This window comes from Telmatocola sphagniphila (assembly GCF_018398935.1).
In the GTDB taxonomy this organism is placed as follows: domain Bacteria; phylum Planctomycetota; class Planctomycetia; order Gemmatales; family Gemmataceae; genus Telmatocola; species Telmatocola sphagniphila.
The window spans coordinates 1,269,365-1,296,065 of sequence record NZ_CP074694.1 but is presented as its reverse complement, the minus strand read 5'-3'; the positions used below and the strand labels follow the sequence as shown (position 1 = coordinate 1,296,065).

Annotated in this window: 12 protein-coding genes; 8 read left to right on the top strand and 4 right to left on the bottom strand. The window is 52.5% G+C overall.

Annotation, left to right across the window (positions count from 1 at the left end; genetic code table 11):
- Nucleotides 1-228: 228 nt before the first annotated feature.
- From KIH39_RS05465 to KIH39_RS05435, 7 genes are read left to right on the top strand one after another with little or no spacing between them, the layout of a single operon-like run.
- Entirely contained in the window at nucleotides 229-1,866 is a 1,638-nt protein-coding gene (locus KIH39_RS05465) for a PfaD family polyunsaturated fatty acid/polyketide biosynthesis protein (protein ID WP_213498252.1), read from the top strand.
- Nucleotides 1,863-9,206: a type I polyketide synthase gene (locus KIH39_RS05460; RefSeq protein WP_213498251.1), complete on the top strand. Its 7,344-nt coding sequence runs from the start codon at nucleotides 1,863-1,865 to the stop codon at nucleotides 9,204-9,206. The genes KIH39_RS05465 and KIH39_RS05460 overlap by 4 nt, the downstream gene beginning before the upstream one ends.
- Nucleotides 9,207-9,208: 2 nt before the next feature.
- Nucleotides 9,209-15,682, top strand: coding sequence for a polyketide synthase (locus KIH39_RS05455; RefSeq protein WP_213498250.1), 6,474 nt, complete (start codon nucleotides 9,209-9,211; stop codon nucleotides 15,680-15,682).
- A gap of 45 nt (nucleotides 15,683-15,727) precedes the next feature.
- Nucleotides 15,728-16,843 (top strand): 3-oxoacyl-ACP synthase III, encoded by a 1,116-nt coding sequence (locus tag KIH39_RS05450; protein ID WP_213498249.1) that lies wholly within the window; start codon nucleotides 15,728-15,730, stop codon nucleotides 16,841-16,843.
- Nucleotides 16,837-17,721 (top strand): alpha/beta fold hydrolase, encoded by an 885-nt coding sequence (locus KIH39_RS05445; protein WP_246539546.1) that lies wholly within the window; start codon nucleotides 16,837-16,839, stop codon nucleotides 17,719-17,721. Before KIH39_RS05450 ends, KIH39_RS05445 begins: the two co-directional genes overlap by 7 nt.
- 6 nt (nucleotides 17,722-17,727) lie before the next feature.
- Nucleotides 17,728-19,473 (top strand): fatty acid CoA ligase family protein, encoded by a 1,746-nt coding sequence (locus KIH39_RS05440; RefSeq protein ID WP_213498248.1) that lies wholly within the window; start codon nucleotides 17,728-17,730, stop codon nucleotides 19,471-19,473.
- On the top strand, nucleotides 19,470-20,468 hold the full coding sequence (locus tag KIH39_RS05435) for an NAD-dependent epimerase/dehydratase family protein (RefSeq protein WP_213498247.1): 999 nt from the start codon (nucleotides 19,470-19,472) through the stop codon (nucleotides 20,466-20,468). Before KIH39_RS05440 ends, KIH39_RS05435 begins: the two co-directional genes overlap by 4 nt.
- Here KIH39_RS05435 and KIH39_RS05430 read toward each other — a convergent pair.
- Nucleotides 20,456-21,307, bottom strand: a complete 852-nt coding sequence (locus tag KIH39_RS05430; protein ID WP_213498246.1) for an alpha/beta hydrolase family esterase — start codon at nucleotides 21,305-21,307, stop codon at nucleotides 20,456-20,458. The genes KIH39_RS05435 and KIH39_RS05430 overlap by 13 nt on opposite strands.
- Nucleotides 21,308-21,428: 121 nt before the next feature.
- On the opposite strand from KIH39_RS05430, the gene KIH39_RS05425 reads away from it, so the two are divergent.
- Nucleotides 21,429-22,811 carry a PQQ-binding-like beta-propeller repeat protein gene (locus KIH39_RS05425; protein ID WP_213498245.1) on the top strand — a complete coding sequence of 461 codons (1,383 nt, stop codon included), beginning with the start codon at nucleotides 21,429-21,431 and terminating at the stop codon, nucleotides 22,809-22,811.
- 6 nt (nucleotides 22,812-22,817) lie between these two features.
- Here KIH39_RS05425 and KIH39_RS05420 read toward each other — a convergent pair whose 3' ends face one another.
- The 3 genes from KIH39_RS05420 to KIH39_RS05410 all read right to left on the bottom strand — a co-directional run bounded on the left by KIH39_RS05420 (nucleotide 22,818) and on the right by KIH39_RS05410 (nucleotide 26,700).
- Complete coding sequence (locus KIH39_RS05420) at nucleotides 22,818-23,648, bottom strand: CvpA family protein (protein WP_213498244.1); 831 nt, start codon at nucleotides 23,646-23,648, stop codon at nucleotides 22,818-22,820.
- A gap of 18 nt (nucleotides 23,649-23,666) precedes the next feature.
- Nucleotides 23,667-25,376 (bottom strand): GspE/PulE family protein, encoded by a 1,710-nt coding sequence (locus KIH39_RS05415; protein ID WP_213498243.1) that lies wholly within the window; start codon nucleotides 25,374-25,376, stop codon nucleotides 23,667-23,669.
- Nucleotides 25,377-25,509: 133 nt separating this feature from the next.
- Nucleotides 25,510-26,700, bottom strand: a complete 1,191-nt coding sequence (locus KIH39_RS05410) for a type IV pilus twitching motility protein PilT (protein WP_213498242.1) — start codon at nucleotides 26,698-26,700, stop codon at nucleotides 25,510-25,512.
- Between the last annotated feature and the right edge of the window lies 1 nt (nucleotide 26,701).

The window sequence follows — 26,701 nt, the reverse complement described above, 5'->3', positions numbered from 1 at the left end:
TTGGAAATGTAGCCGATCGAGCAACTGTGTGGGGCGGGAACATCCCGGTCCGACTGTAACGGTTGCATATGGCTCTTCACTTAAAAACGGTTAGGAGTGCCTTCTAACCGAATGCAAAAGTGGGAGGATTTGCTAACATGGGTAGGTAAGCATAGATTAAACCTTTCGGGTTGGTGCACGGACGATCTGCTCGCGATATTTATCCTCGGGTTGGTGACTAAATTTGACATGCAAAACGGCTCTTCCACTATTCCAGTCGGCCGAAATCGGGCGGATGGCTCGCTGAATCGCACATCGTTGATCTCGAACGGTGCCACGAATCTCTGGACGAGCGCCCTGCATTCCCTCCATCGCTCATTGAGCCTTTTTCAGGATTCTGAGGGCTATCGGTTCGAGTTGGATGCTCCTCTAGATAATAATACCAAGGCTTACCTTCCTCCCCTACCCTTGTCCTCGTTAGGGGATAGCACATTTCGTCGGGCGCATAAGGTTCGCTTCAATTATGTCACCGGGGCAATGGCCAATGGGATTGCTTCAACGGATATTGTGAAAGCGATGGCGGATGTCGGTATGCTCGGCATCTTCGGGGCCGCAGGCCTTTCACTGGATCGAGTAGAAAAAGCGATCCAGACTCTCCAAGGCGGCTTGGGGGAAAAGCCTTACGGCTTCAATCTCATACACAGCCCGAACGAACCCGTCCATGAAATGGCCACGGCAGAATTATTCCTACGCTACCGGGTGCCTTTGGTCGAGGCCTCGGCCTATCTGGATATCACACCCGCAATTGTCCGGTATCGCCTATCAGGAATCCGACGCTCCAGCAACGGTCAGATCGAGGTTCCCAATCGGGTCATTGGCAAGGTATCCCGTTCGGAAGTCGCCACACGTTTTTTGAGTCCGCCCCCAGAAAGATTGCTCAAGGAGTGCCTGGAAAAAGGTTACTTAAGCGCCTTTGAAGTCGAACTGGGTCGTCAAGTACCCATGGCGGATGACATAACGGTCGAGGCCGATTCTGGTGGTCACACCGACAATCGACCTGCAATATCACTACTTCCGTCGATGATTGCCCTAAGGGATCGATTACAGAAAGAATTTCATTTCCCGACTCCGGTTCGAATAGGAGCCGCCGGAGGAATTTCCACTCCGGCATCGATCGCTGCAGCACTGGCGATGGGGGCGGCCTACGTAGTGACCGGTTCCGTCAATCAGGCCTGCGTGGAATCGGGAAGTTGCGATACGGTGCGACAGATGCTCGCGGAGGCCGATCAAGCCGATGTGATCATGGCTCCCGCCGCGGATATGTTCGAGATGGGAGTGAAGGTTCAAGTTCTCAAACGAGGCACCATGTTCGCCATGAGGGCGAGTAAACTTTATGAGCTTTATCGAGCATATCCCTCAATTGAAGCGATACCAGCCGCCGATCGTGTCCCGATTGAGAAGAACCTCTTTCGCATGGACCTGGAAGAAGTTTGGAAGCAGACTCAGGAATACTTCCAGAGGAGAGATCCTCATCAAAACTTCAAGGCGGAAGCAGATCCGAAATTTAAAATGGCTTTGGTGTTTCGCTGGTACCTCGGTCAGTCCTCTCGCTGGGCGAACGCGGGGGAACCGTCACGCAGACTCGACTACCAGATTTGGTGCGGTCCCGCCATGGGTGCGTTCAATGAATGGACGAAAGGTACCTATCTGGAGGCAGCGAAAAATCGCTCGGTGGGAATAGTGGCCAAGAATCTGCTCTTTAATACGGCGATTGTCTTGCGGCGTTTACAGCTCAAATTGCAAGGTATTGATCTACCCGACGACTATTTTCCCACCCAGGCCATGGATCCCAATACGCTCGAGGCGAAGTGGAAAGAAGCGGCATGACGATTGAAAATTCCCACAAGCAAGAAGCGTTTACTCCGATTGCCATTGTCGGCATTGGCTGTCTATTCCCACGTGCTTCGAACCATCGCATTTTCTGGTCGAATATCAAAAAAGGACTGGATACGGTTTCTGATGTCCCGCAGGCGACACACTGGAATCCCGACGATTACTTCGATAGCGATCCGAAATCGCCGGACATGACCTACGCCCGTCGCGGAGCCTTTTTGGATCCCGTTGAATTTAATCCCCTGGAGTACGGGATTGCTCCCAAAGACTTGGATGCCATTGATACCTCTCAACTCCTGGGATTGGTGGCGGCTAAGCAGGCTCTAATAGACGCAGGGTACGGACCTGAAAAAAGTTACGACCGAAATCGCGTGAGTGTGATTCTCGGCGTTACCGGAACATTGGAATTAGTAATTCCTCTCGGTGCTCGATTGGGACACCCCCGCTGGCGAAAGGCCATGGCCGAAGCGGGTATTCCTAAAGAAACGGCCGACTGGGTCGCGCAGAATATTAGCGATTCCTACGTGGGCTGGCAGGAAAACTCTTTCCCCGGTCTGTTAGGGAATGTGGTGGCGGGCCGCATATCGAATCGGCTGGATCTCGGCGGCACTAACTGCGTTGTGGACGCCGCCTGTGCGAGTTCTCTCAGTGCGGTTCACCTGGCTGCTCTGGAACTGGCAGCAGGACGATCGGACATGGTTGTCACCGGAGGTGTCGACACCTTCAATGACATTTTCATGTTCATGTGCTTCAGCAAGACGCCGGCACTCTCAGCCACCGGTAATTCCAAACCTTTCGATGCCAACGGCGATGGCACTATTCTCGGTGAAGGTTTAGGCATAGTGATTCTCAAGCGACTGGCGGATGCCCAGCGCGATGGCGATAAGGTTTACGCGGTCATTAAGGGAATTGGATCGTCCAGCGACGGTAAAGGCAATGCGATTTATGCTCCTTCCGCTGCAGGCCAGAAAAAGGCGCTGAAAAACGCTTATCAACTGGCGGGAGTTTCCCCTGGAACGGTTGAGTTGATCGAAGGCCATGGCACGGGAACCAAGGTCGGTGATGCCACAGAGATTTCTGCACTGGCGGAAGTGTTTCGCGAAGCTCAACCGAATGGTCGCTGGGCCGCCGTTGGGTCGGTAAAGTCACAAATTGGCCATACCAAAGCAGCGGCCGGCGCTGCAGGTCTTATCAAGGCCGCCCTCGCGCTTTACTATAAAGTCTTGCCTCCGACCATTAAGATTAGCAAGCCGCTCGAAGGATTACTTTCGGAGCAATCCCCTCTCTACGCCAATAGTCAATTGCGGCCCTGGGTCCAGAATGCCAATCATCCTCGACGTGCCGGCCTGAGCGCATTCGGCTTCGGAGGCAGCAATTTTCACTGCGTCCTGGAAGAAGCACAGCCTCAGAAATCGGAAATCGATTGGGATGACGACGTCGAAATCTTTGCGCTGAGCGAGAACTCGCTCACAGAGCTACAAAGCTCTCTCAAATACTTGGAATCTTTACCAAAATCGGATTGGAGTTACGCGGCCTGGGAATCGCGAGCGAAGTTCAGTTCTACTCGCAATTTTCGCTTATTGATTATCAATGCGCGTGGGAAGAAGGCCTTGCCGGATCAGTTGAAACTTGCTCAGCAGCTTCTTCAAGAGAAAGCAAACGAGTCCCATTGGCAGCATCCCGAAGGACTCTACTTCGGTTCTGGTAAAACTCCTGGAAAATTAGCGTTCCTTTTTCCGGGTCAGGGATCCCAACGAGTGGGAATGACCCGCGAGTTGGCCTGTCTCTTTCCGGAACTTTTGAATAGCCTGGCGAGCTCGGATTCAGTTTATGCCGAGTTGCACTCGAATCAGCAAATCTCGTCGGCCATCTACCCGATTCCGGCATTCGATGAGTCCACCCGATCTAAACAGGATCAATTTCTCCGACAAACCGAGAATGCACAACCCGCTCTCGCCTCGATCGAAGCCGGTCTAGTCCATCTGCTTCATAAATTCGGCATTACCCCGCACTGTGCGGCCGGACACAGCTTTGGCGAATTGGTGGCTCTCTATTCAGCGGGAGTTTACGACCTGGCGACTTTGAATCAGCTCGCCTGCCGACGCGGTTCTTTGATGAGCGATCTGCAAAAGTCGAATCCTGGCTGCATGGTTGCGATTCTGGCGCCGGTAGAGACGGTTCAAAGCCTTCTGCAACAGGCGAATTCACCACTCGTCATTGCCAACCATAATGCCCCAAGCCAGGTTGTCGTTTCCGGCCGGGAAAAAGACATCGAAGAATTTGAGTCGTTCTTGAAGCGTCAGAATACTCGCTTCAGTCGACTCCCCGTGGGTGCAGCTTTCCATAGCTCGCTCGTGGCCTCGGCGGCGATCCCGTTCCGCGAGACTATCACTCAAAAATCTTTGAAAACTCCCAGGTTCCCCGTTTTCGCGAACGCCACTGCGGACAGCTATCCTTCCGAGCCGGAATTAATCGCCGATCAACTCGCGAATCAGTTGGCCACGGGTGTTCGCTTCGTCGAACTCATCGAAAAGATGTATTCCGAGGGAGTTCGCTGCTTTGTGGAAGTCGGGCCGGGTTCCGTTCTGACCCGATTGACCGACTCGATCTTATCGAGTGGAAATCGGGGTAAAGATTACTCCCTGCTTTGCATCGATTCTTCTGGCGGCAAGGGATCGGAGATTCACGAACTGGCAACTCTGCTGGGTCAGCTCGCGGCTTTAGGATTTGAGGGTAATTTGAAGCATTGGGGTCGAATTCCCGAGCCGAAATCTCCAACTCCCGCCAAGCCTGTCCTAACAATTGCAATATGTGGTGCGAACTACATTAAGCCTCAGCGAAAAAACCAGAGCCCGCCCCCGAAGCATTACTTGCCCAGTCAACAGTCGACACCAGCGAACTTTCTCCTTGAATCCCATAAATCGGGTAGCACTGTGAACACTCCTACCGATCCGAAGCGTGACTCCTCTGCTTCGCCATCGTCCCAGATCACGGAGGCTTTGCGGATGACGCAGCAAAGCCTTGCCTCCTTCCAGCAATTGCAGGAAGATACGGCCAGATTGCATCGGCAATTTCTCGAACATCAGGAAGCGGCGCAGCGAACTCTGCAGGCCCTGGTGGAGCAGCAGAATCAACTGTTGAGTGCGGGTTTAACGGGCGGTGGACCAATTGTCGCCCGTTCGGCTCCGATATCCGCTCCTTCGATTCCTCCTGCTCCGGTCGTGCATCCTACTATGCCAGTAGCACCTCCCGAGGTGAAGCCCCAGCCGACCGGACCGGTTCAAATCAATAACTCCTGGGTACCCCCAAAGCCCAGTGCAGCCAACCAGACTTCTCCTGTAGTTGCTCCGACCTCGAGTTCTACATCTGTTCCCGCCGCGCTGACTCAACACGCACCCGTTAAACATGATCTCAGTTCTAAGACGACCGGGTTCTCGAAAGTTCGCGACACACTGCTCGCGATCGTTGCCGAGAAAACGGGGTACCCCGTTGAGATGCTCGGCCTGGACATGTCGTTGGATGCCGATTTGGGTATCGACTCCATCAAGCGTGTCGAGATTCTCTCTGCCATTCAGGAAAAATTGCCCGAAGCTCCGGCTGTGAAGCCCGAGCACCTGGGCTCGTTGCAAACGTTAAACGACATTGCCAGCTTCCTCGATTCCGGTTCCTCCGGGGGAAGTTCAACTGGTGCCGTAAAAGGAACAGAGAAGGTCACGCCGGCGGTAGAAACTCCCTCCGCGCCCCCTTTAACGTCCACCGCTCCGAAACAGGATGACGCTGGAGTGCGGCAAACCCTTCTCGATATTGTCGCCGAGAAAACGGGGTACCCGGCAGAAATGCTGGGTTGGGAGATGTCGCTCGATACCGATCTGGGGATCGATTCGATTAAACGGGTTGAAATTCTCTCTGCCATCCAGGATAAGCTTCCAGATTCCCCCGCTGTAAAGCCGGAACAGTTAGGAACCTTGCATACGCTAAATGACATAGCAGGATTTCTCACCTCGGGAAAAGGGCCAGGCCGTCGGGAGACGGCCATCTCGGACTCAATCGTACCTAATCCAATCGTCCCGGACATTAACTCCGATACGAAACCGGAGGAGGATGAGGATAACTTTTTGGCGCTCGTCGATCGACATCTGCCAATTAAGTCTTCACCCGAATTACCACCTTCATCAAAATCGTTGCCAAGCCTAGGCGAAATTTCGATGAATATGCCCAGCATGCAGGAACTGGATGTCAACCAGTCCATGTTCGGAAATTTTCCCAAACCTCCGAGCAAGGGATCCATTCATGTACCTGTCAAAAGCAAAACTATACTTGATCTCCCGCCCGAATCGGAGCTGCCCTTCGCCGAAGTTCTGCCGGTTGAGACCGCACTTCCGAAGGATTTTTTCGCTCCCAAGGATCCCTCTAAACCCGAGGTTTCGAACGATTCGGAGATTTCCCAGGCCGAGATCATCGTGACTCCCGAACAGGAGCCGGCCTCAGTGGATCTTTTTCAGAAAAGCCCGCCGCTGGTGACTATGGAGACCAATCCATCGCTCCTGATTGGACTCCCTTCCTTCGAACCGTCGAAATTTACTTTCCCGGCCCAGACTCTTTTCGGGACGAATAACGCGAATTCGAATGTCGATGTAATAGACCGTAGCGTCCTGACATACGAATTCCTGGACCCCAGTGCGGAGCGAAGGAAGTTTCATCTTCCCAAAGGTGCTGTTGTCTGGTTGATTTCCGAGCCTTCCAGCACAACGGCTAAACTCGTTCAGCAGATCGATGCCCTCGGCTCGAAAACGGCCTTCATAGCCTGGAATGATTCTCCGTTTGCATACGACCCCTATAACGTGGGCGGTCTCATCCTTATCGCCCCTGAAAATAAAGTCCCCGACGATCTTCCTACCAAAGCATTCCGTTGGATTAAACACGCCAGCCGAGGGCTTCAGGAAACGGCACGGCATGGGGCCGCCTTTCTGGTTACGGTCACCCGGATGGATGGCTTTTTCGGTTTGAAAACTATCGATCCAAACCGGGACGTACTCTCCGGTTCCTTCTCTGGCTTGGCAAAGACGGCCGCTTTTGAATGGCCCACGGTAGATTGCAAATCCATCGATTTCGATCCTTCCCTGAAGAATCTCGCCACCGTCCTTGCCGAAGAATGCTTCACATCCGGACCGGCGGAACTGGGGGTTTCTCCGCAAGGCAAAGTCGCTTTACGCCTTATTAATCAAAGGGCGATCCCACATGGCGACTTACCTTTTCAGCAGAGCGACACCATTGTAATTACGGGAGGCGGCAGAGGTGTAACCGCTGAAACAGCAGTGCAACTGGCTGAAGCGACCCGGGCAAAAATTGTGCTATTGGGCCGGAGTCCGGAACCGAACGAACCCGATTGGTCTCTTCCTCTCAAAGATGAGTCACAACTTAAAGCGGCTATTGCCGCGCGACTTCCCCACAATGCGCCGCTTCGGGAGATCAGCAAGCAGTTTCAGCAGATCCAGGCAAGTCGCGAGATTCAAAAGACGCTGAAAAAAATCCAGGCCGCTGGCTCTCAAGTGCTCTATCGATCGGTGGATATTCGCTCTCAGTCCGATCTGGAGAGCCGTCTCGACGCTATTCGAAAAGAACATGGTCCAATCACCGGTCTAATCCATGGCGCTGGTGTGATTAGCGACAAGCTGATTGCGGAGTTGTCCGACGATCAATTCAACTTCGTCTTCGACACCAAAGCATTGGGTTTCCGGAACATCTGGAACATTTTGAAGTACGATCCCTTAAAAGCGATCGTGTTCTTCTCCTCCTCCACGGGTCGCTTTGGTCGTCGGGGGCAACTCGCTTATGCAGCCGCCAATGAAGTTCTGAATAAATATGCCCAGCAGATAGCCCATAGCCGGCCGAACACACGAGTCGTCGCCATAAACTGGGGTCCCTGGGATGGCGGTATGGTTACTCCCGGGCTAGCAAGAATTTTCCAGGAGGAAGGAGTGGGACTAATTCCTCCTGCTGCCGGTGCGAAGTTCATGCTCGACGAACTCCGCGCTTCGGATCGAGCGGTAGAAGTTGTCGCCATCGCGCGGAGCGCGCAATCGCCTGCGGCTAAGTCTGGAACCAGTTTTGCGCCCCCGTTGGAAGAAGCTCCTAAATCCGTAGTAACGCCTGCTCCGGTGTTTCCTAATCTTCCTCCGTTGCCGAATGCCGTTCCTCCGGTGGATGTGAATCCAACCCCAATAAAAGCCGCCAAGAAATCCTCGGGCGTTCTGCCCCGGCTCGTTACCACTCCGATGCTGAAGACGCCCCCGGAAACTCCTTCGATTCCCGTGAAATCATCACCGGAATTTAAACTCGGAAAAAATGACGACTTGCTCGCTGACCTGGATCGCGTCATTCCAAATCCCCAGGTCCCGACCACAACCAAATCGTCCGGTTCCTTCAAGCTGCCTAGCAGTCCTGAAATTCGACTTCCCGTCATGCCCAATGGTATGACCCTGGCGTTCGAACATCGTGTGATGATTGCAGACCATCGGATTTTAAAAAGTCACGTCATCAATGGCCGATCGGTTATTCCGATGGTTTTGCATATGGAATGGGTGGCGCATGCCGTCCTGTTACAATTCCCTCAGCTTCAGTTTTTTGGTTTTAATGACTTCCGGATCACACACGGGGTTCAACTGGAAGAGAATCAGCCTGTTCATTTGCGATTTTACGTAGGCAAACCAATCAATCGTGACCAGCTTACCATCATTCCCGTTGAGACGCATGGAGCGAGAGAAGGTAAGGATGTCATCCATAATAAATGCGAAGTCGTGTTGTCGGAAAAATATCAAAGTCCCGATATGCCGCTTTTGCCCCGAAATCTTTCGAAGTACGGACGTCCTATCGATCAAGCCTATATCGATCTGCTTTTTCACGGCGAAGAACTTGCGGGCCTGGAATCGATAGAAGGTATCAGCCAGAACGCTATGTTGGGAACCTGCCATACAGCGCCGCCCCCCGGGAATTGGATGACGAATCCCGTTCGACCGAATTGGATTCTCGATCCCCTGGTCATCGATAGTGCGTTCCAGATGATGATCCTCTGGACCATCGATCAGTTCGACGCCCCTTCACTGCCCTGCTTCGCGGGCCGATACCGCCAATACACCAAAGCGTTCCCCACCGGGCGAATGCTGATATCGATTCGAATCACGCGCGGCAATGCCAGCGTCTGCCGGGCGGATATCGATTTCATGGATCTGGACGGTCTGCTCCTGGCGCGGATGCAGGATTATGAATGCATACTCGATCGAAGTCTTAAAGAGAAGTTTCGCAAGAATCGGATCGTCCCGGCGACCGTGGGGTAGGAATGAACGTTTTTGAACCTGTCGCGATTGTCGGTGTTGGGGGACTTTTCCCTGGTTCTTCCGATCTGGAAACATTCTGGCAGCAAATATTGACCGGTAGGGATCAGGCGAGGAATCCCCCGCTGGGACGTTGGTCGCTGCCTATCGATCAAGTCATGGACACTCGCACGGCTGCGAAAGACAAGATCTATTCGTCCCACGCCTGCTTCCTGGATCCTTTCGAAGTACAATTCGACGGCCTATCCATCGATCGCCAACTCGTCAGTCAACTCGATGTCAAACATCAAATCGCTCTCGAAATCTGCCGACGAGCTTTCTACGATGCTCGGGTTCAGAATTTCGATAAGAGTCGCACGGGAATAATCCTGGGCTCCATTGCGCTGCCCACCGATAAAATCTCGAAATGGGCCGAAGAGTGTCTGCAGGGCGGCAGTACTGCGGGATCCCACCCCTTGAATCGACAAGTAACGGGTTTACCGGCCATGCTGGCCGCTCGAGCCTTGAATCTCGGCCTGGGCGGGTTCACGCTGGATGCCGCGTGTGCGTCGTCCCTTTATGCGATTAAGTTAGCCTGCGATCAATTGCAAAACGGCTCGGCTGATGCGATGATCGCCGGCGGCCTGTCGCGGCCTGACTCACTATACACTCAAATGGGCTTTGCTCAACTAAGAGCGCTTTCCAAGAGCGGCCGTTGCTCTCCCTTCGATTACAAATCGGATGGCTTGATTGTTGGTGAAGGGGGTGGAGCATTTCTGCTGAAATTGCTGAGGAATGTGGATCCACGCGATCACGTTTACGGAGTCATTCGGGGTGTATCGCTTTCGAATGATATCTCCGGAAATCTCCTCGCTCCCGCCAGCGAAGGTCAATTACGCGCGATGCGACCGGCCTATGAGATGGCGCGTTGGAGCCCGAATAGCGTGGACTTGATCGAGTGTCACGCCACAGGAACTCCCGTGGGAGATGCCGTCGAATTCGAGAGCCTTTGCGAACTGTGGAAAGGACAGGAATTTCAGCCGGGACAGGCGGTTATCGGAAGTGTGAAATCGAACGTCGGCCACTTGCTGACCGGTGCAAATTCGGCTGGTTTGATGAAAGCCCTTCTGGCTTTGCACTCAGCCAAATTGCCGCCGACGGCCAATTTCGAAAAGTCGAATCCCAATTTAAAATCGGGTTCGCCCTTCCAGGTTTTGACCGAAGCTCGCAACTGGAACGAACCGGCTGCCGGTCATCCTCGACGGGCGGCTATTAGCGGATTCGGATTCGGAGGCGTCAATGCTCACTTGCTGGTCGAAGAATACCGGCCGGATAAAAAATTGGTTTCGGTCGACCAAGTTCCGCCTACGAAAAGAGAACCTATTGCGATTGTTGGCTTGGCCGCCCAGATCGGCGAGACAGATTGCATGCGCCGGATCGCCCGACATCTCCTCGGTTTCGAGTCGATCCCCTCGACGATTAAGGAAAAGCACGCGGGATACTGGTTGGAGAAAATCGACTTTCCCGTGGATCGATTCCGCATTCCTCCTACCGAGTTGCAGGAGACTCTGCCGCAACAGATCGTTTTGTTACTGACAGCGGATGCCGCTCTAAAGAATTATTCGAAATCTGAGGCTTTTAAACGAATCCCAGATCCTCGATTCGGCACGTTCATTGGTGTAAATCTCGATCTGAACACCACCAATTTTCATCTTCGCTGGCAAGCGCTCTCGCTAGGTCATCCCAATCCCGATTCCATCAGTCCCGATCTGACCGCCAATCGAACGATGGGAGCTTTAGCCAGTATCGCCGCCAGCCGTGTGGCACGGGCATTTGAGTTCGGGGGTCCCTGTTTCACGCTGAGTGAAGAAGCGAACTCCGGAGGACGAGCGCTGCAGTTGGCTGTGGAAGCGTTGCTTCGAGGTGAAATCGATCGTGCTTTGGTAGGATCCGTCGATCTACCGGGGGACTTTCGTGCTCTGGCTGCAATAGGAACCTCATCTCCGATCGTTTCCGGAAGTGTCGCTTTTGTCTTGAAACGACTGAGCGATGCGCATCGGGATGGAGATACGATCTATGCCACGATCGATGAGATCGGAATTTCGCAGGCCACCTCGCTTCAGTCGAACTTACGACTCGATTATAATCTCGGGATTCCCAAGAATCGCGACGATCTCTCTCAGGCCGTCTCAAATAAGCAATCTCTGCATCCGAAGTCAGATGAGGGTGTGAATACGACGCTCTTTGGGGTATTAACCGGAGTTCTAAGTCTCTATTACAAACTGCTTCCAGCGACTTTCTCTCCTTCCGAGCAACCGACTTACTGGCTTCACGATACTTGCGACGGCATACGAGAACTGAATGTCTATACCGGTGGCGAGCAACTAGCTACATCAAAGATTGTGCTGAGAGAAGCCGCCACTGGGAAGGGAACTCTCGACGAATTGAAAGAGTACCCGATCGTACTCGCTGCGGATCGTCTGGAGGAGTTAACGAAATCGATCCACTCGCTTCAGGCAAAACTCTTTGCCCTGCCTTCCCTGGCCGAGGTTTTTAAAGAGCAAATTTCTTTATTAAATACACACACTTCCTCTTTATTTCGACTGGCTTTGTGCGCATCTTCCGTTGAAGAACTGAAATCGCAACTGGAATTCATTCAGCGGGCTTTTTCAAACGATTCCGTACCCAATAGTCCGCAAGCGGCTGCCCTTTACAAGGATAACGTATTTTTCAATTCCGATCCCATTGGGTTCCAGGGGAAGGTGGCTTTCGTTTATCCCGGCTCGGGGAATCAGTTCGATGGCATGGGGGCCGATTTTGGAACCTTATTCCCCGAAATATTGCACCAACAGCACTTGGAAAATCGGACTCTTCGCCACCAGTTCGCCGCCGATGCGGTCTGGCAGGGGCATTGCAATCAGGCATCTGAACGAGATTTGATTTTTGCCCAAGTCTCCCTGGGGGCCTTGAACACTTCGGTGATCGAAAGCCTGGGAATCAAGCCCGAAATTGTACTGGGGTACAGTCTGGGAGAATCCGCAAGCTTGTTCTCCACGCGAGTCTGGACAGATCGCGATGAAATGTTCGAACGAATGCGCGTTTCGACCCTTTTCACCAGCGATTTGGCGCCACCCTACAACTCCGCACGGCGATTCTGGAATATCCCTCTCGAGCAGGAATTCGTCTGGGAAACCTGGGTGGTAAACCTGCCGCACGACAAAGTTCGGCAGGCCATTCTACCCGACGAGCGGGTCTACATTTGTATCATCAATACTCCCGAACAGTCAGTCATTGGCGGCGTTGCCAGCGATGTGGCCAAACTCCTCCATCGTTTGAAGGTGACCGCGCTTCCAGTCACGGGAGTTACCACGGCCCACTGCGAAGTGACTCGCCCCATTGAAGAACCTTACTGGACACTCCATCATCTCCCCGTCCACCCTCGCGAGAATTGTCAATATTACAGTACCGCCTGGGGTCAGGCTTACGAGGTCAGTTCGGAGAGTGCCGCCGATACTATTACAGCCGGCGTCCTAAACACACTCGATTTTCCCCGTGTGATCGAGCGGGCCTATGAAGATGGAGCTCGCATTTTCATCGAGATCGGACCCGGCAACTCTTGCACTCGAATGATCGCGAGCATTTTGGGCGAACGGCCGCATCTAGCTCGGGCGATCTGCCATCCCCGCCGCGACAATCGGATTTCACTCGTTCGAACTCTGGCCGCCATGTTTGTGGATGGAGTGGAAATCAACTGGAATGTTTTGGCCGCGAAGATAATTCCACCGAAACTCAATCGCACCAAAAAGATGCTTTCCCTACCTGGGGAATTCAAAAAACCTAAAGCGTTCCCAACAGCTACTCAGGTTCATCCGGCTAAACAGAACTTTAGTACGCCCAAGTCCGAGGTATCTGTTGCGCAACCAAGACCCGCCTCTCCCAGATTGGAACATCCAGCCCATGTTCCTTTACCGAGCTTCCAGGAAACCACGAACTATGTCGGTCGGCAGATTCAAGTTCTGCAAGAATCGGTTCGCGCCCACGATCATTTTCTGAAAATCAGCAATGCGACATTTCAAAACATGACGCGGTTACTGGAGTTTCAAACGAGTTTGCTGGGAAGCGGCTCGTTTCAACTCTCCGAGCAAACGTTCTACGATGCGTCATCTTTATCCGAGACACTCTCCGATAAAGTTCCTCGTTCCCTGAATTTCGCACAGTGCACGGAATTTGCTGTAGGACGAATCGGTAATGTGTTGGGGAGCCGTTATTCAGAGATCGACAGTTATCCCACTCGCGTCCGATTGCCGGAAGGCCCGTTGATGCTGGTTGACCGGATTCTTGAAATCGAAGGGGAGCCACTGTCTCTGACGAATGGCCGTGTCGTCACCGAGCACGATGTGTATGAGGGGCGATGGTATTTAGATTCGAATCGAATACCCACCTGCGTGGCCGTGGAAGCGGGGCAGGCTGACCTGTTCTTATCCGGCTTTTTGGGAATCGATTTTAAAACAAAAGGTCTGGCCGTTTATCGGCTTTTGGATGCGGTCGTTACCTTTCATCGGGCTCTGCCCGGGATTGGTGAAACTATCCACTACGACATCGCTATAGATCGATTTTTCCGACAGGGGGAAACTTATTTATTCAGGTTCCGCTTCGTGGGGTCGGTGAATGGCGAGATTTTGCTCACGATGACGGAGGGTTGTGCGGGCTTCTTCACGATAGCGGAGCTCGAAGCCGGGAAAGGGATCATCCATACCGAATTGGATCGACGGCCGCAAACGGGTAAAATACCGGCTCAACCTTATATCTTCGTACCACTGACGACCGGATCGTTACCGGCTGACAAAATAGACTCTTTACGTCGCGGCCAACTGGCCGAAGCCTTCGGCAGCCCTTTTGATAAAGCGAATTTGAGGCGTCCTTCCGCTTTACCCGGTGGCCAACTCAAACTGGTTGATCGCATCATCTCCATCGAACCTACCGGCGGCCGATTCGGTTTGGGTTGCATTCGTGGAGAAATGGATATTCACCCCGATGACTGGTTCATCACCTGCCATTTCGTGGACGATCAGGTTATGCCCGGCACTCTGATGTATGAGTGCTGTTTGCATACTCTCCGCGTTCTCCTTATGCGGATGGGCTGGGTCGGTGAAGAAGGTGAAGTTGTATGCGAGCCGGTACCGGGAGTGGCTAGCCGTTTGAAGTGCCGGGGCCAGGTTCTAGCAAGTACGAAAGTCGTCTTGTACGAAGTGACGCTTAAGGAGGTTGGATACCGACCGGAACCCTACGTGCTTTGCGATGCCTTGATGTATGCCGATGGCAAACCCATCGTGGAAATTACCAATATGTCGCTGCGCATGTCGGGTAGTTCCTATGAAAAGCTCGTGGCCATTTGGAATTCGGGCTCAGATCGAAGCTCTCCCAAGATCGCGCTTTTTGATGCGGACTCGATCACGGCGTTTGCAATTGGCAAACCCTCCGAAGCATTTGGTAAACCCTACGAAGTGTTCGATTCTGAGAGGATAATCGCTCGGCTGCCCGGTCCGCCATACCAGTTTTTGGACCGCATCACCGAAATTCAAAATTGCGAACCCTGGAAGCTGAAGGCCGGCGGAATCATTGAAGCCGAGTACGATGTTCCTCGCGATGCGTGGTATTTTTTGGAGAATCGATGCGATAGGATGCCATTCAGCGTCCTGTTGGAGGTGGCGTTGCAACCCTGCGGCTGGCTGGCAGCTTATCTCGGCTCGGCTCTGACCAGCCCGATCGATCTCTCATTCCGGAATCTCGGCGGAAGCGGGATCCAGCACGCGGAAATCCATCCCGATACCGGAACCTTGACGACACGCGTCAAAATCAGCAAGGTTTCACAGTCGGCTGGTATGATCATCCAAAATTATGAATACCAGATGACTGCGAGCGGGACTTTAATTTATTCGGGTGATACGTATTTTGGCTTCTTCACCAAAGAAGCGTTGAAGAATCAACTGGGGATGCCCGCTGCCGGATGGTACCGTCCGAAGGGGAGCGAGGTTTCCGAGTGGCAGGGCCGGTTACCGCTGGACCCGCCTTACCCGGGTTCGATGCTCCGAATGATCGACGAGATTTGTTTTTTCAGTGGGAAAGACGGGCCGTACGGACTGGGCTTTGTGGAAGGCCGTATCGCGGTAGATCCGGAATTTTGGTTCTTTAAAGCACACTTCCATCAGGATCCGGTCTGGCCGGGCTCGCTGGGGTTGGAAGCATTCCTACAATTACTGAAGTTTTTCGCGGCAAAAATTCTGGGAGAACCTAGAACTAAAAGCTGGCAGGCAATGGCTTTGCATCAGAAGCACCAATGGACGTATCGGGGTCAGGTCCTCCCCGAGCATGGAACGGTTACCGTTCAGGTTCATCCCAGAAAGGTCGATTCTGAAAATCGCTTAATTTGGGCCGATGGCTACCTGATGATCGATGGAAGAATTATTTACGAAATGAAGGATTTCTCCGTCCAAGAATAATAGTCTATATTTAGGCTGGAGAAGGATCCCCGCTAAAGAGATGCGATGAAATACAACCGCGTTTTTATTGAATCCATCGGGTACGAACTGGCTCCGGTGGTCGTTTCTTCGTCTGATCTAGAAGCCCGTCTAGAACCGCTATACAAAGCCCTACACTTCCCTTTAGGTCAGCTGGAAGCCCTAACGGGTATTACGGAAAGACGCTGGTGGGATAAGGACTACCCCCCTTCTGATGGCGCCGCCGCTGCTGCCAAAAAAGCGCTCGCCAACTCGGGATTCAGTCCCCAAGACATCGACGTGCTGATCTATGCGGGTGTATGCCGAGAACAGTTGGAACCGGCTACCGCTTGCAGGGTTGCTTCCAAGCTGAATCTGAATCCGGACGCCACCGTTTTCGATCTCAGTAATGCTTGTCTGGGCGTTCTGAACGGCATCATCGAAATTGCCAATCGCATTGAGCTCGGGCAATGCCGGGCTGGGCTGGTTGTCTCTTGCGAAACCGCGCGAGACATTAACGAAGCAATGATCGACAAAATGCTCGAGACCAAGTCGATCGAAGTTTACAAACAAGCTTTGGCCACCCTGACGGGCGGTTCGGGAGCGGTTGCCGTACTGGTGGTGAACGAGGAACTTTCCACCAATCATCGTCGGCAGCTTTTAGGCGGTGTGTCCAAACACGAAGCCAAGCATCACAGCCTTTGTCAATGGGGCTGGGAGAGTTTCGTACCGGAATCCCTCGATCGTTTCATGCTTCACGAAGCCCCACAGTGGATGCGCTCAGGTTATACCTTCGGGATGAAACACTGCGTGATTCCCTTCATGGCAACCGATGCGGGGGCCGTTCTTAAATTCGGCGTCGAACTCGGGTTGCGCACCTGGCTGGCATTTTTGCACAAAATCGGTTGGGCCGGCGAGAATCTCGATAAAGTCATTTGCCATCAGGTCGGTTCCGGGCATCGCGAAGCGATCATGAAAACTCTGAATATCCCACTCCAAAAGGATTTCAGCACCTACCAGTTCCTCGGCAATATCGGAACGGTATCGCTTCCTCTGACTGCCGCCCTGGCCGAGGAAAGCAATTTTCTGCAACCCGGCAACAAAGTTGGCTTCCTGGGTATTGGCAGCGGCTTGAACTGCATGATGTTGGGGTTGAAGTGGTAGATCGGCAACTGTACCCTTTCGCCAGTCACTATCTTTCACGAAACGCCCTTCGCCTCCATTACCTCGATGAGGGCACGGGCGCTCCCGTGCTGATGGTTCACGGAAATCCTACCTGGTCCTTTTACTATCGCGATCTGGTTCTGAAGCTACGCGACCGATATCGCTGTATTGTACCCGATCACATCGGTTGCGGCTTCTCCGATAAACCGTCTGCAGCCTCTTACGGCTACTCGCTTAAGGAGCGAATCGACGATCTGGAAGCCCTGCTTCAGAGCTTAAATCTCAGCGAAAAAATCACTCTGGTTGTCCATGACTGGGGTGGGATGATCGGCTTCGGTGTCGTTGCTCGACATCCCGAATGGTTCCGACGGTTCGTCGTTTTAAATACGGCCGCATTTCGATTACCGGCTTCCAAAAAATTGCCGTTGGCTTTGAAATTAGGACGGCAGACTCGCCTCGGCGAATTGCTGATCCGATATGGCAATATGTTTTGCCTTCAGGCCGCTCGTATCGGAACGAAGCGAAAACCGTTAGCGCCTGCCGTGCGGGAGGGGTTGCTGGCTCCGTACGATTCTCCGGCTGATCGAATAGCGATCGCCCGTTTCGTGCAGACCATTCCATTGAAGCCTGGCGATCCGGGCTATGATTTAGTTGAATCGGTTGAATCGATTCTTCCAACACTAACCGACCGTCCCATGTTTGTCGGTTGGGGAATGAAAGACTTCGTTTTCGATCATCACTTCCTGACGGAATGGAAAAAACGATTCCCCGCTGCGGAATATCAGGAATTTCCAGATTGCGGCCACTATATCCTCGAGGATGCCCGCTCGGAACTGTTAGAATCCATACCTCGATTTCTCGATCAGCACCCACTTTAAACCAACATGATTGTCCAAATTCCATGCAATGTCGCCCGACACCTGGAGGTTCTGGCAAACCAGGAACCGCATCGCATGGCCGTGGTGTTCCCGCAGTCTCGAGATGAAGATAACAGAGTCTCTTACACCCATTTGACGTTTCAGCAGTTGCACGAAGACAGTAATCGGCTGGCTTCCGGATTCGAATCTATCGGCATCCGGCGGGGAACTCGAACGGTCCTGATGGTTCAGCCGTCGCTCGATTTTTTCGCGACCACCTTCGCACTTTTCAAAGTGGGCGCGGTACTCGTTCTGATTGATCCGGGTATGGGGATTCGAAACCTGGGCCGGTGTCTGGCTCAAGCCAAGCCTGAGGCCTTCATCGGGGTTCCGAAGGCCCATCTGGCGCGAAAGCTTTTTGGCTGGTCGCGCACTACGATTCGAACTACCGTCTGTACCCGCAAACAACGCTGGCTAGCCGAGCACAACCTGGATTGCCTTCGCAGAAAAAGCTCCGGTGATTATAAATGCGCCCTCACTCACCCCAATGATCTAGCTGCGATCCTATTCACTAGTGGAAGTACGGGACCGGCCAAGGGAGCAATCTATACCCATCACATCTTTGAGAAACAGGTCGAAATTCTCCAGAAGATGTACGGCATCAGTCATGGTGAGGTCGATCTGGCAACTTTTCCATTGTTCGCTCTGTTCGGCCCTGCACTGGGCATGACGGCCATCATACCGGACATGAATCCTACCCGTCCGGCGAATGTCGATCCCAAGAAGATCGTTGAAGCAATAGAGAATTTTGGCGTTACCAATCTATTCGGTTCACCGGCTCTTCTCAACCGCTTGGCTCGATATGATCAGTTGCAGTCGGAATCGCTCCGGTCTCTGAAACGTGTGACCTCGGCTGGAGCTCCTGTGCCGATCAAGGTCATTGAGAGGCTGCAAAGCAAACTTCCGGAGAAAGCTTACATCCACACGCCGTATGGAGCCACGGAATCGCTACCGGTGGCCACGGTTTGCAGCCGTACGTTATTGAAGGAAACTCGGCAATATTCCGAACGTGGCTGTGGCACCTGTATTGGCCAACCAGTTTCGGATATGGACGTCAAAATTATTGCAATCAGCGATGCGGCTATTAGCAATTGGCAGGATGGGCTCTCACTTCCGGTCTCGAGGATCGGCGAAATCGTCGTGCATGGTCCGGTCGTGACGCAAGCGTATTACGCTCACGAAGAAGCTAACAAACTATCTAAAATCTTGGACCCTCAAACCGGGCGAAATCGTCACCGTATGGGAGATCTCGGCTATCTCGATTCGGAGGGGCGGCTTTGGTTCTGCGGACGAAAATCGCACCGCGTGGAGACTGAACGAGGAACGCTCTTTTCCATTCCCACGGAAGCCATTTTCAATTCGCATCCGATGGTATTTCGAAGTGCTCTGGTGGGGGTAACTTTTGATGGGAAAAAGTATCCCATCCTATGTATTGAGCTGGAAAAAGACTACACCACACACGGCCCGGATATTGTGGGAGAGCTTTTTCACCTGGCCAAACAGCAGCCGCACACTCGCGCAATCCAAGCGATTTTAATTCATCCGAAATTTCCAGTCGATATCCGGCACAATGCAAAGATTTTTCGCGAAAAATTGGCCCTGTGGGCCACCCAAAGACTTCAAAGGCGAAAATTTCATCCTCAACCGTTAACGGAAGATGTTGCACTGCCTCCCACTTTTGACGAATTGAGAAGCCGAGAGACCCCGGCATGAAGACGGCTCTGGTTACCGGCGGGGGAGGCTTTTTGGGTCGCTCGATCGTTCGGCTTTTAATTGATCGCGGCTATCACGTTCGTTCATTTTCTCGTACTAACTCTGGTCATATTCAATCCCCTTCCGTAGAGATCTGTCTCGGAGATCTTGTGGATCCCGAAGCAATCGAACGGGCAGGCCATGGCTGCGATGTCATCTATCACGTGGCGGCCAAAGCGGGCATTTGGGGCTCCTATCGCGATTATTTTTCCGCGAACGTTATTGGAACACGACATGTTCTGTCGGCTTGTCGGAAGAATCAAGTCCGCCGACTGGTCTATACGAGTACGCCCAGTGTGGTTTATCCCGGGGGAGATTTAGAAGAGGTTAATGAAAGCATTCCTTATCCGCGTCGCTTCGAAGCCCCTTATGCCGAGACGAAAGCAATCGCCGAGCAGGAAGTACTCGCCGCCAACTACGGTGATTTGAGTACGGTCGCTTTGCGACCGCATCTCATCTGGGGGCCTGGAGATCCTCATCTGATACCGAGGATCGTTACCCGAGCCCGGAAAGGAAAACTTGCGTGTATCGGGTCCGGCAATAATAAAGTCGATGTCATCTTTGTGGAAAACGCCGCTTTGGCTCACATCCTGGCGGGCGAGTCCCTTGCTTCCGCATCACCTCAGGCGGGTAAAGCTTACTTTTTATCCCAGGGCGAACCGGTCAAACTGTGGGATTTCATCAATCAAATTTTGGCCATTTACAACGTTCCGCCAGTAACTCGACGAATCCCTACTTCCGTGGCGTACTCGATCGGGTGGATGATGGAGGGCCTCTATCGATTGTTCCCCATCCTAGGCGAGCCGCCAATGACTCGGTTCGTGGCTCGCAACTTGTCAACCGCGCATTGGTTCGATATCTCGGCCGCGAAGCGCGATTTTGGCTACTCTCCGATGATTTCCACTGCAGAAGGGCTCGAACGACTACGCGAATCGCTTGCAACTCATCCAAGCTGATGGTGCTTGAAGAAATTCCAGATCAGTTCGTTGCCGTTTATTGGAGCAGCCGGGCCAAATAACTTGGGGTTCAGTCGGCCCAACCCACCCGGCCAGTGGTGACCGAGATTTTTGAGCTTACAGAACTCGAAATATACCTGCCCCTCACGCACGTAGCGCATTCCCTCGCGATCCGGGTAAGAAAAATCGTGTTTCTCCTCCAGCCGGAATTTCAATGCGGAAGCCCAACGCTGAGCCTCGCTCACCATCGGCGGCCGAGTATACTGTTTACCCCAGGGAGATGTCACCAATCCTCCCTCGAAAGGCATTAGCGGATCTTTTTCGCCCATCAGCCAAAGGGTAGGAACGGGATGATGCAATAAGACCGGGTCAACGAGGCAATTTCCTGCAATTGGTGCGATCCCAGCGAGAACCTGTCCGGCTTCGATGGCCAAACGGAAGGTCATGGCCGCTCCATTGGAGAAGCCCGTAACGTAGATGCGTTTCGGATCGATCAGGAAATACTGCCGAAAATCGTCGATCAGTATTTTGAGAAATCTCACATCATCCGGCAGCCGCCCGGCAAATTCATTGCGTGGGTCTGAATTCCAGAACTGCGGATTGCTTAGAAATTTGGGGGGTTTATCGGGTTCGAGCGTCAAGGCGTCTGGTGCTAAAAGCGCGATACCCTGCTCGGACGCGAACATTTCCAGCTGCGTCTCTTCCAGAACCCAATCTGCAGTGCCTCCCTTGCCGTGGAGCACGATCAGCAGTGGCTGTCTGGAATTACCGGGGTTGTGCTGATAAAAAATGGCCTGACGTTCCAGGCCATCCACATTTTTCCGAATTATTTGCCGCATCCGGCAATCGTCCTTTCAACCACTCGAGCCTTACCAATTATTGAACACCCTTGTGCGAAACGGAATCTGCTCCTCAAGGCAACATATAATGTTTGGGATCGATCTCAAGCGGAGTCTGAAGATGAAAATAGCGTTTTGCAGCTTATGCATCGTATTCCTTGGCAGCTCGCTCGTGTATGCCGACGACTGGCCTCAATGGTTGGGTCCCAAGCGGGACGGCGTCTGGCGTGAAGATGGAATTCTCGACAAGTTTCCTGCGGGCGGGCCGAAAGTTCTGTGGCGACAACCGATCAGCGCCGGATATAGTGGCCCGGCCATAGCGGATGGACGAATTTATGTGATGGATCGCACTCTGGCGAATGGAGTTAAAAGTCCGGCTAATGCTTTCGCTACTGCGGAATTAGCGGGTAAGGAACGGATTCTCTGTCTGAACGAAAAGACCGGGAAAGAGATCTGGAAGTACGACTACGACTGCGCCTATCGAATCAGCTACCCCACCGGTCCCCGTTGCACGCCAACCGTCGATGGCGATAAAGTCTATTCCTTGGGAGCCATGGGGAACCTCACCTGTCAGAAGACCGAGAACGGCGAAGTCCTCTGGAAGAAAGATTTTCAAAAAGAATATGATGCAAAAGTGCCCTTGTGGGGTTTCGCCGCCCATCCTCTTATCGATGGTGATCTTTTAATTTGCCTGGCCGGGGGATCACAAAACAGATTAGTTGTGGCATTCGACAAAAGCACCGGAAAGGAAGTATGGACCGCTTTGGATTGCCCGGGAGATTTCGGATATAGCCCGCCGATGATTTATTCGGTGGCTGGCCATCGCCAACTGATTATCTGGCACGGCCAGAAAATCGTAGGCTTGGATCCCAAGACCGGCGAATCCTTCTGGAGCTTGAATTTCCCATTAAAAATGGCTTTGAACGTACCTGCAGTCCGGAAAGTGGATGAGGACAAACTTTTCATCACCGCTTTTTATAACGGTGCAAAATTATTGAAAGTAGCTCCCACCGGCCGCAGTGTGGAAGTCGTCTGGGAGGGAAAAGGCAAAAGCGAGATGCCCGACAAAACGGATACTCTGCAAAGCATTATGCCGACACCCGCTGTCAAAGACGGCTTCATCTACGGTGTCTGCAGCTATGGACAGCTACGCTGTCTGGATGCAAAAAACGGCGCTCGAGTCTGGGAATCCATGCAAGCGACGCGCGGGAGACAGACTCCGAAAAAAGTATCCTCCCAAGAAGGACCGGATGGCTCCGAACGCTGGGACAATGCATTTATCATCGAGCATCAAAGCCGTTACTTCCTTTTCAACGAGCAGGGAGAACTCATTATCGCCGAGTTGTCGCCGAAAGGTTATCGCGAAATTGATCGAGCAGTGATCTTAGAGCCTACGAATAATCTGGCTCGGCACCCGGTTATCTGGGTGCACCCCGCATTTGCGAACAAGAATATGTACATTCGAAATGATCGAGAGATCGTTGCTGTTTCGCTAGCGAAGTGAGTCGAGTTACTTATCGTCCGGTTTTCTATCCGAGTCACCGGACTTTTTCTCATCGTCTTTCTTGTCCGAGTCTCCGGACTTTTTCTCATCGTCCTTCTTCTCCGAATCGCCCGACTTCTTTTCCTCGTCTTTCTTGTCAGCACCTTTTTTGACGTCGTCTTTTTTCGCTGGATCCTTCTTTTTCACATCCTTGTTCTTGTCTGTCGACTTCTTGTCGTTCGCATCCTTGGGAGGTTCCGGAACATAAAGTTGAACGGGTCGGGTCTCGGTGAAGCGGCGATAGATTGCGAAATTCTTCTCAAAATTCTCAAAGGCTTCTTTCTGCTCCGCGGAATCTGCCGTGTAACCGGTCGAATTGTGCAATCGGGTCAAGTATTTCAAAACGACTGTGTCGGCAGGGAAGAATCTGCCGGAGACACCCTGTTTTTCAGGTTGGAAACCCAAGAAGTTCTCATCCCAGGGTATTGTCTGGAGTACCAGGACTAAAAAACCGCTAACAAAATATCCCGTGATGAGACCTACCACGAAGGCTCCCCCTCGATTGAATAGATCGGAAAATCCGAAATTGTAATCCTTCAGAATCGATTGACTCAGAAATCGCAAAGCCAAAACAGTCAGAGTAAAACCGAGAATCAGAGGGATGGAGTCTTCGAAAGCGTCCATCATGCCGCCGCGAACATCCGTTTCAATGGAAAACGCAACGTAAGGCCAGATGGTGAATGCCACGATGATGGCTAGAAGGCTGATAACCAGGTTAGCAAAAGCTGGGATCAGGCCATCGCGCATGGACGTGTATGCGATGATCAGCATAACCAAAACGCAAGCAAGCATAATCATGCGATATCTCTTATTTGGTTATTTCGCCACTCGCTGAATTTCTTCTAGCGAAGTTTTACCCTCAATGACTTTTCGCAGCCCGTCCTCGAAGAGCGTTTGGAAACCATTTTTCAGCGCGGACTGGCGGATGGCCACCAGGTCGGGGTTCGCCCGAATCAACTCTTTGATTTCATCCGTGATCATCAGTAATTCGAAAATACCGGTTCGACCGAGGTAGCCGGTGCCTTTACATTTTTCGCAGCGATTTCGTACGTCGGCATTCGAATCATCGGGATTCAAAACCTTCGGTTTGTAGAAGGTAATTTTCCGATCGGGAGCGGGCTTGATCTTCAATTTTCGCAGCATGTCGTCCGACGGACTGTAACCTATCTTGCATTTCGGACAGAGCAACCGTACCAGACGCTGGCCGAGCACGGCAGAAAGGGCACTGGCAATCATGAAGGGTTTTACGCCTAAGTCGATTAGTCGACCGACCGAGGTAACGGCATCGTTCGCATGTACGGTGGTGAAGACCATGTGACCGGTCTGAGCGGCCTGACAGGCGATTTCGGCCGTTTCGGCATCTCGAATTTCACCCACCAATATAACATCCGGATCCTGTCGAAGAATACTGCGAAGCTCGCCAGCAAAAGTCTTGCCGGCCTTAGGATTCACTTCAATCTGCGTTACGTTATCCATCTGGTATTCAACGGGATTTTCCAGAGTGATGACGTTGCGTTGGAATCGATCAATTTCGCCTAAACATGCATAAAGAGTGGACGTTTTCCCGGCCCCGGTCGGGCCGCAGGTAATCATCATACCGTAGGATTGCTGGCAGACGGTTTCGACTTTTTCCCGAAGTTGGGCACGCAAGCCAAGACTGTTGAGTGTGGTGACCTGCCTCGAGGCATCAAGAATACGAATAACCATCTTCTGGCCATTCAGACTTCCCGCCGTTGCCAAGCGGAAATCGACCTTGCGACCTTCGACTTCCGCCCCGAAACTACCATCCTGGGGCTTACGTTTTTCAGTAATATCCAAGCCGGCGAGCACTTTGAATACGTTGATGACCGAATCACCACGGCTACGAGCGAACGAGGGCACGGAGTTCATAATACTGTCGACGCGAAATCGAATGGTCATTTCATCCCGCGTCGGTTCCAAATGGATATCGGTCGCCCTCTGGTTGATAGCGTCCTGAACCAGTTCGAGTGCGGCACGATAGCCGGGCGAATCAACTGCTTTCGAGAGGCGGGCTTCGTCGATATCATCCTGGGTCGAGTTCTTGGCTATGAATTGAATAGAAGGTAGTGGCCCCTCATCGCCTTTGCCGCCAGCCCCCACATCCACTCCTAGACGCCTCTTGATGAGATTTCTTATGTGAGCCCGCGTCAACACTTTAAGTTGCGGAGGAACGATTTCGTTGCGCTTACTCACGTAAATCAACGTCGGAGACAGGTAAAGTAAAATCAGCAGGATAATGCTTAGCCCGTAGTGGGGCATCATGGAGACGGCGACCATCCCCAGTGCAAATCCCGCCAGACTGGCTACCGACCACAACTGCCGATTGAGACTGACACGATTACAGTCCTGATCGATCCATTTGACCGTCGAGACCCAGGCTAAAAAAATTAGCGTGATAAAAATGATCTTGCCAGGATGGAATAAGAGATTTCCATCTCCCCGAGGCATAAAAGTGGAAAGTAGCCCCGTAAGATCGTTCAGATCCGCGATCAAAGGAGCGAGCATACGAACCTACTCCAAGCCTTCCAGGCGCTGAAAACTGTTCGCACGGAATTGAGCGGACAGTGAAGCTTGTTTTAGTTAGTAAACACGAATTCGCCAGCGTTTGGAAGCCGTCTTCTTGAGAATGAGCAAAAAATCACAGAATCCCAGCCGCTGCCACCTTGATGCCCTTGAAAGCCATCTTCAGTTTCTCAGGGTCAGGGGCATATTCCAGAGCTGTGGCTTTATCGCAATCCCCTCTATCAACTAATTGACGGAGGTTTTCCGTGAAGTCGATCATACCTTCGTTGTAGAAGAGCTTGATGGCATCCTGAATTTTCATGTCCTCCCCTTCGCCAATCAGCTTGCGAATGGTCGGATTGACGATCATAATCTCATTGGTGGGAATACGCGGCTTCTTCAATCCCTTGAGCAATTTCTGAGCAACCACGGCTTTCAGGTTATTCGCGAGCGCTTTCCGGATCGCACCATGCTTTTCTGGTGGGAACAAGTCGAGAATACGGTTAATCGTAGTGGCCGCACTAGAGGCGTGAATCGTCCCGAATACCAAGTGACCCGTTTCAGCGGCGTGCACGGCAGCTTCGAATGTTTCGATATCGCGCAACTCACCGATCAGCATCACATCCGGGTCCTGTCGCACCGCATCCTTCAAGGCCTTGTGCCAGTCTCGGCTATCGAGGCCGATTTCCCGCTGATTGATATAGGACTTGGCATCGGTAAACGTGAATTCAATCGGGTCTTCAATCGTCAAAATGTGCAGCGGTTCGCGTTCGTTAATGAAATTCAGCATCGAAGCGATCGTCGTCGACTTACCCGAACCGGTCACCCCGGCCAGAATCACCAAACCTTCGTTGAAATTACAGAGCAATTCGATGGAGTCCGGAAGTCCCAGGCCTTTGAAACTCGGGATGTCGCTGTTCACGCGGCGGGAAACCAGAGAGAGTTTACCGCGTTGTTTGAACAAGGAGACGCGGAAACGGCACTCGTCGGCCCCGATGACGTAGGAAAAGTCAACGCCCCCTTCGTTATCTAAAATCTTGCGGTGGTCCGGCTTGAGCAGAGGGAGAAGCAAACGCTCCATCTCCTCCTGCGTCATCGGCGGGGCTTTGACCCGCTGAATATCCCCTCGCATACGCATCATGGGGGGTTGACCCACTTTCAGATGCAAGTCGGAAGCATTGTGCTTCATCACCATGCGAAAAAGCTTATTGACTTCCGGTTCCCGCTTGGCTTCCAAAGGAGCTTTTTCGAGATTATCCGCAATGCTGTTTTCGACGACGAGATCCCGGGCGGCCGTAAGAGAATCTTGAGTTGATATCGACGACATG

Coding starts and splice junctions, on each gene's coding strand:
- KIH39_RS05435 (WP_213498247.1), top strand. CDS start 19,470: ATGAAGACGGCTCTGGTTACCGGCGGGGGAGGCTTTTTGGGTCGCTCG.
- KIH39_RS05450 (WP_213498249.1), top strand. CDS start 15,728: ATGAAATACAACCGCGTTTTTATTGAATCCATCGGGTACGAACTGGCT.
- KIH39_RS05465 (WP_213498252.1), top strand. CDS start 229: ATGCAAAACGGCTCTTCCACTATTCCAGTCGGCCGAAATCGGGCGGAT.
- KIH39_RS05460 (WP_213498251.1), top strand. CDS start 1,863: ATGACGATTGAAAATTCCCACAAGCAAGAAGCGTTTACTCCGATTGCC.
- KIH39_RS05425 (WP_213498245.1), top strand. CDS start 21,429: ATGAAAATAGCGTTTTGCAGCTTATGCATCGTATTCCTTGGCAGCTCG.
- KIH39_RS05410 (WP_213498242.1), bottom strand. CDS start 26,700: ATGTCGTCGATATCAACTCAAGATTCTCTTACGGCCGCCCGGGATCTC.
- KIH39_RS05440 (WP_213498248.1), top strand. CDS start 17,728: ATGATTGTCCAAATTCCATGCAATGTCGCCCGACACCTGGAGGTTCTG.
- KIH39_RS05415 (WP_213498243.1), bottom strand. CDS start 25,376: ATGCTCGCTCCTTTGATCGCGGATCTGAACGATCTTACGGGGCTACTT.
- KIH39_RS05430 (WP_213498246.1), bottom strand. CDS start 21,307: ATGCGGCAAATAATTCGGAAAAATGTGGATGGCCTGGAACGTCAGGCC.
- KIH39_RS05420 (WP_213498244.1), bottom strand. CDS start 23,648: ATGATTATGCTTGCTTGCGTTTTGGTTATGCTGATCATCGCATACACG.
- KIH39_RS05455 (WP_213498250.1), top strand. CDS start 9,209: ATGAACGTTTTTGAACCTGTCGCGATTGTCGGTGTTGGGGGACTTTTC.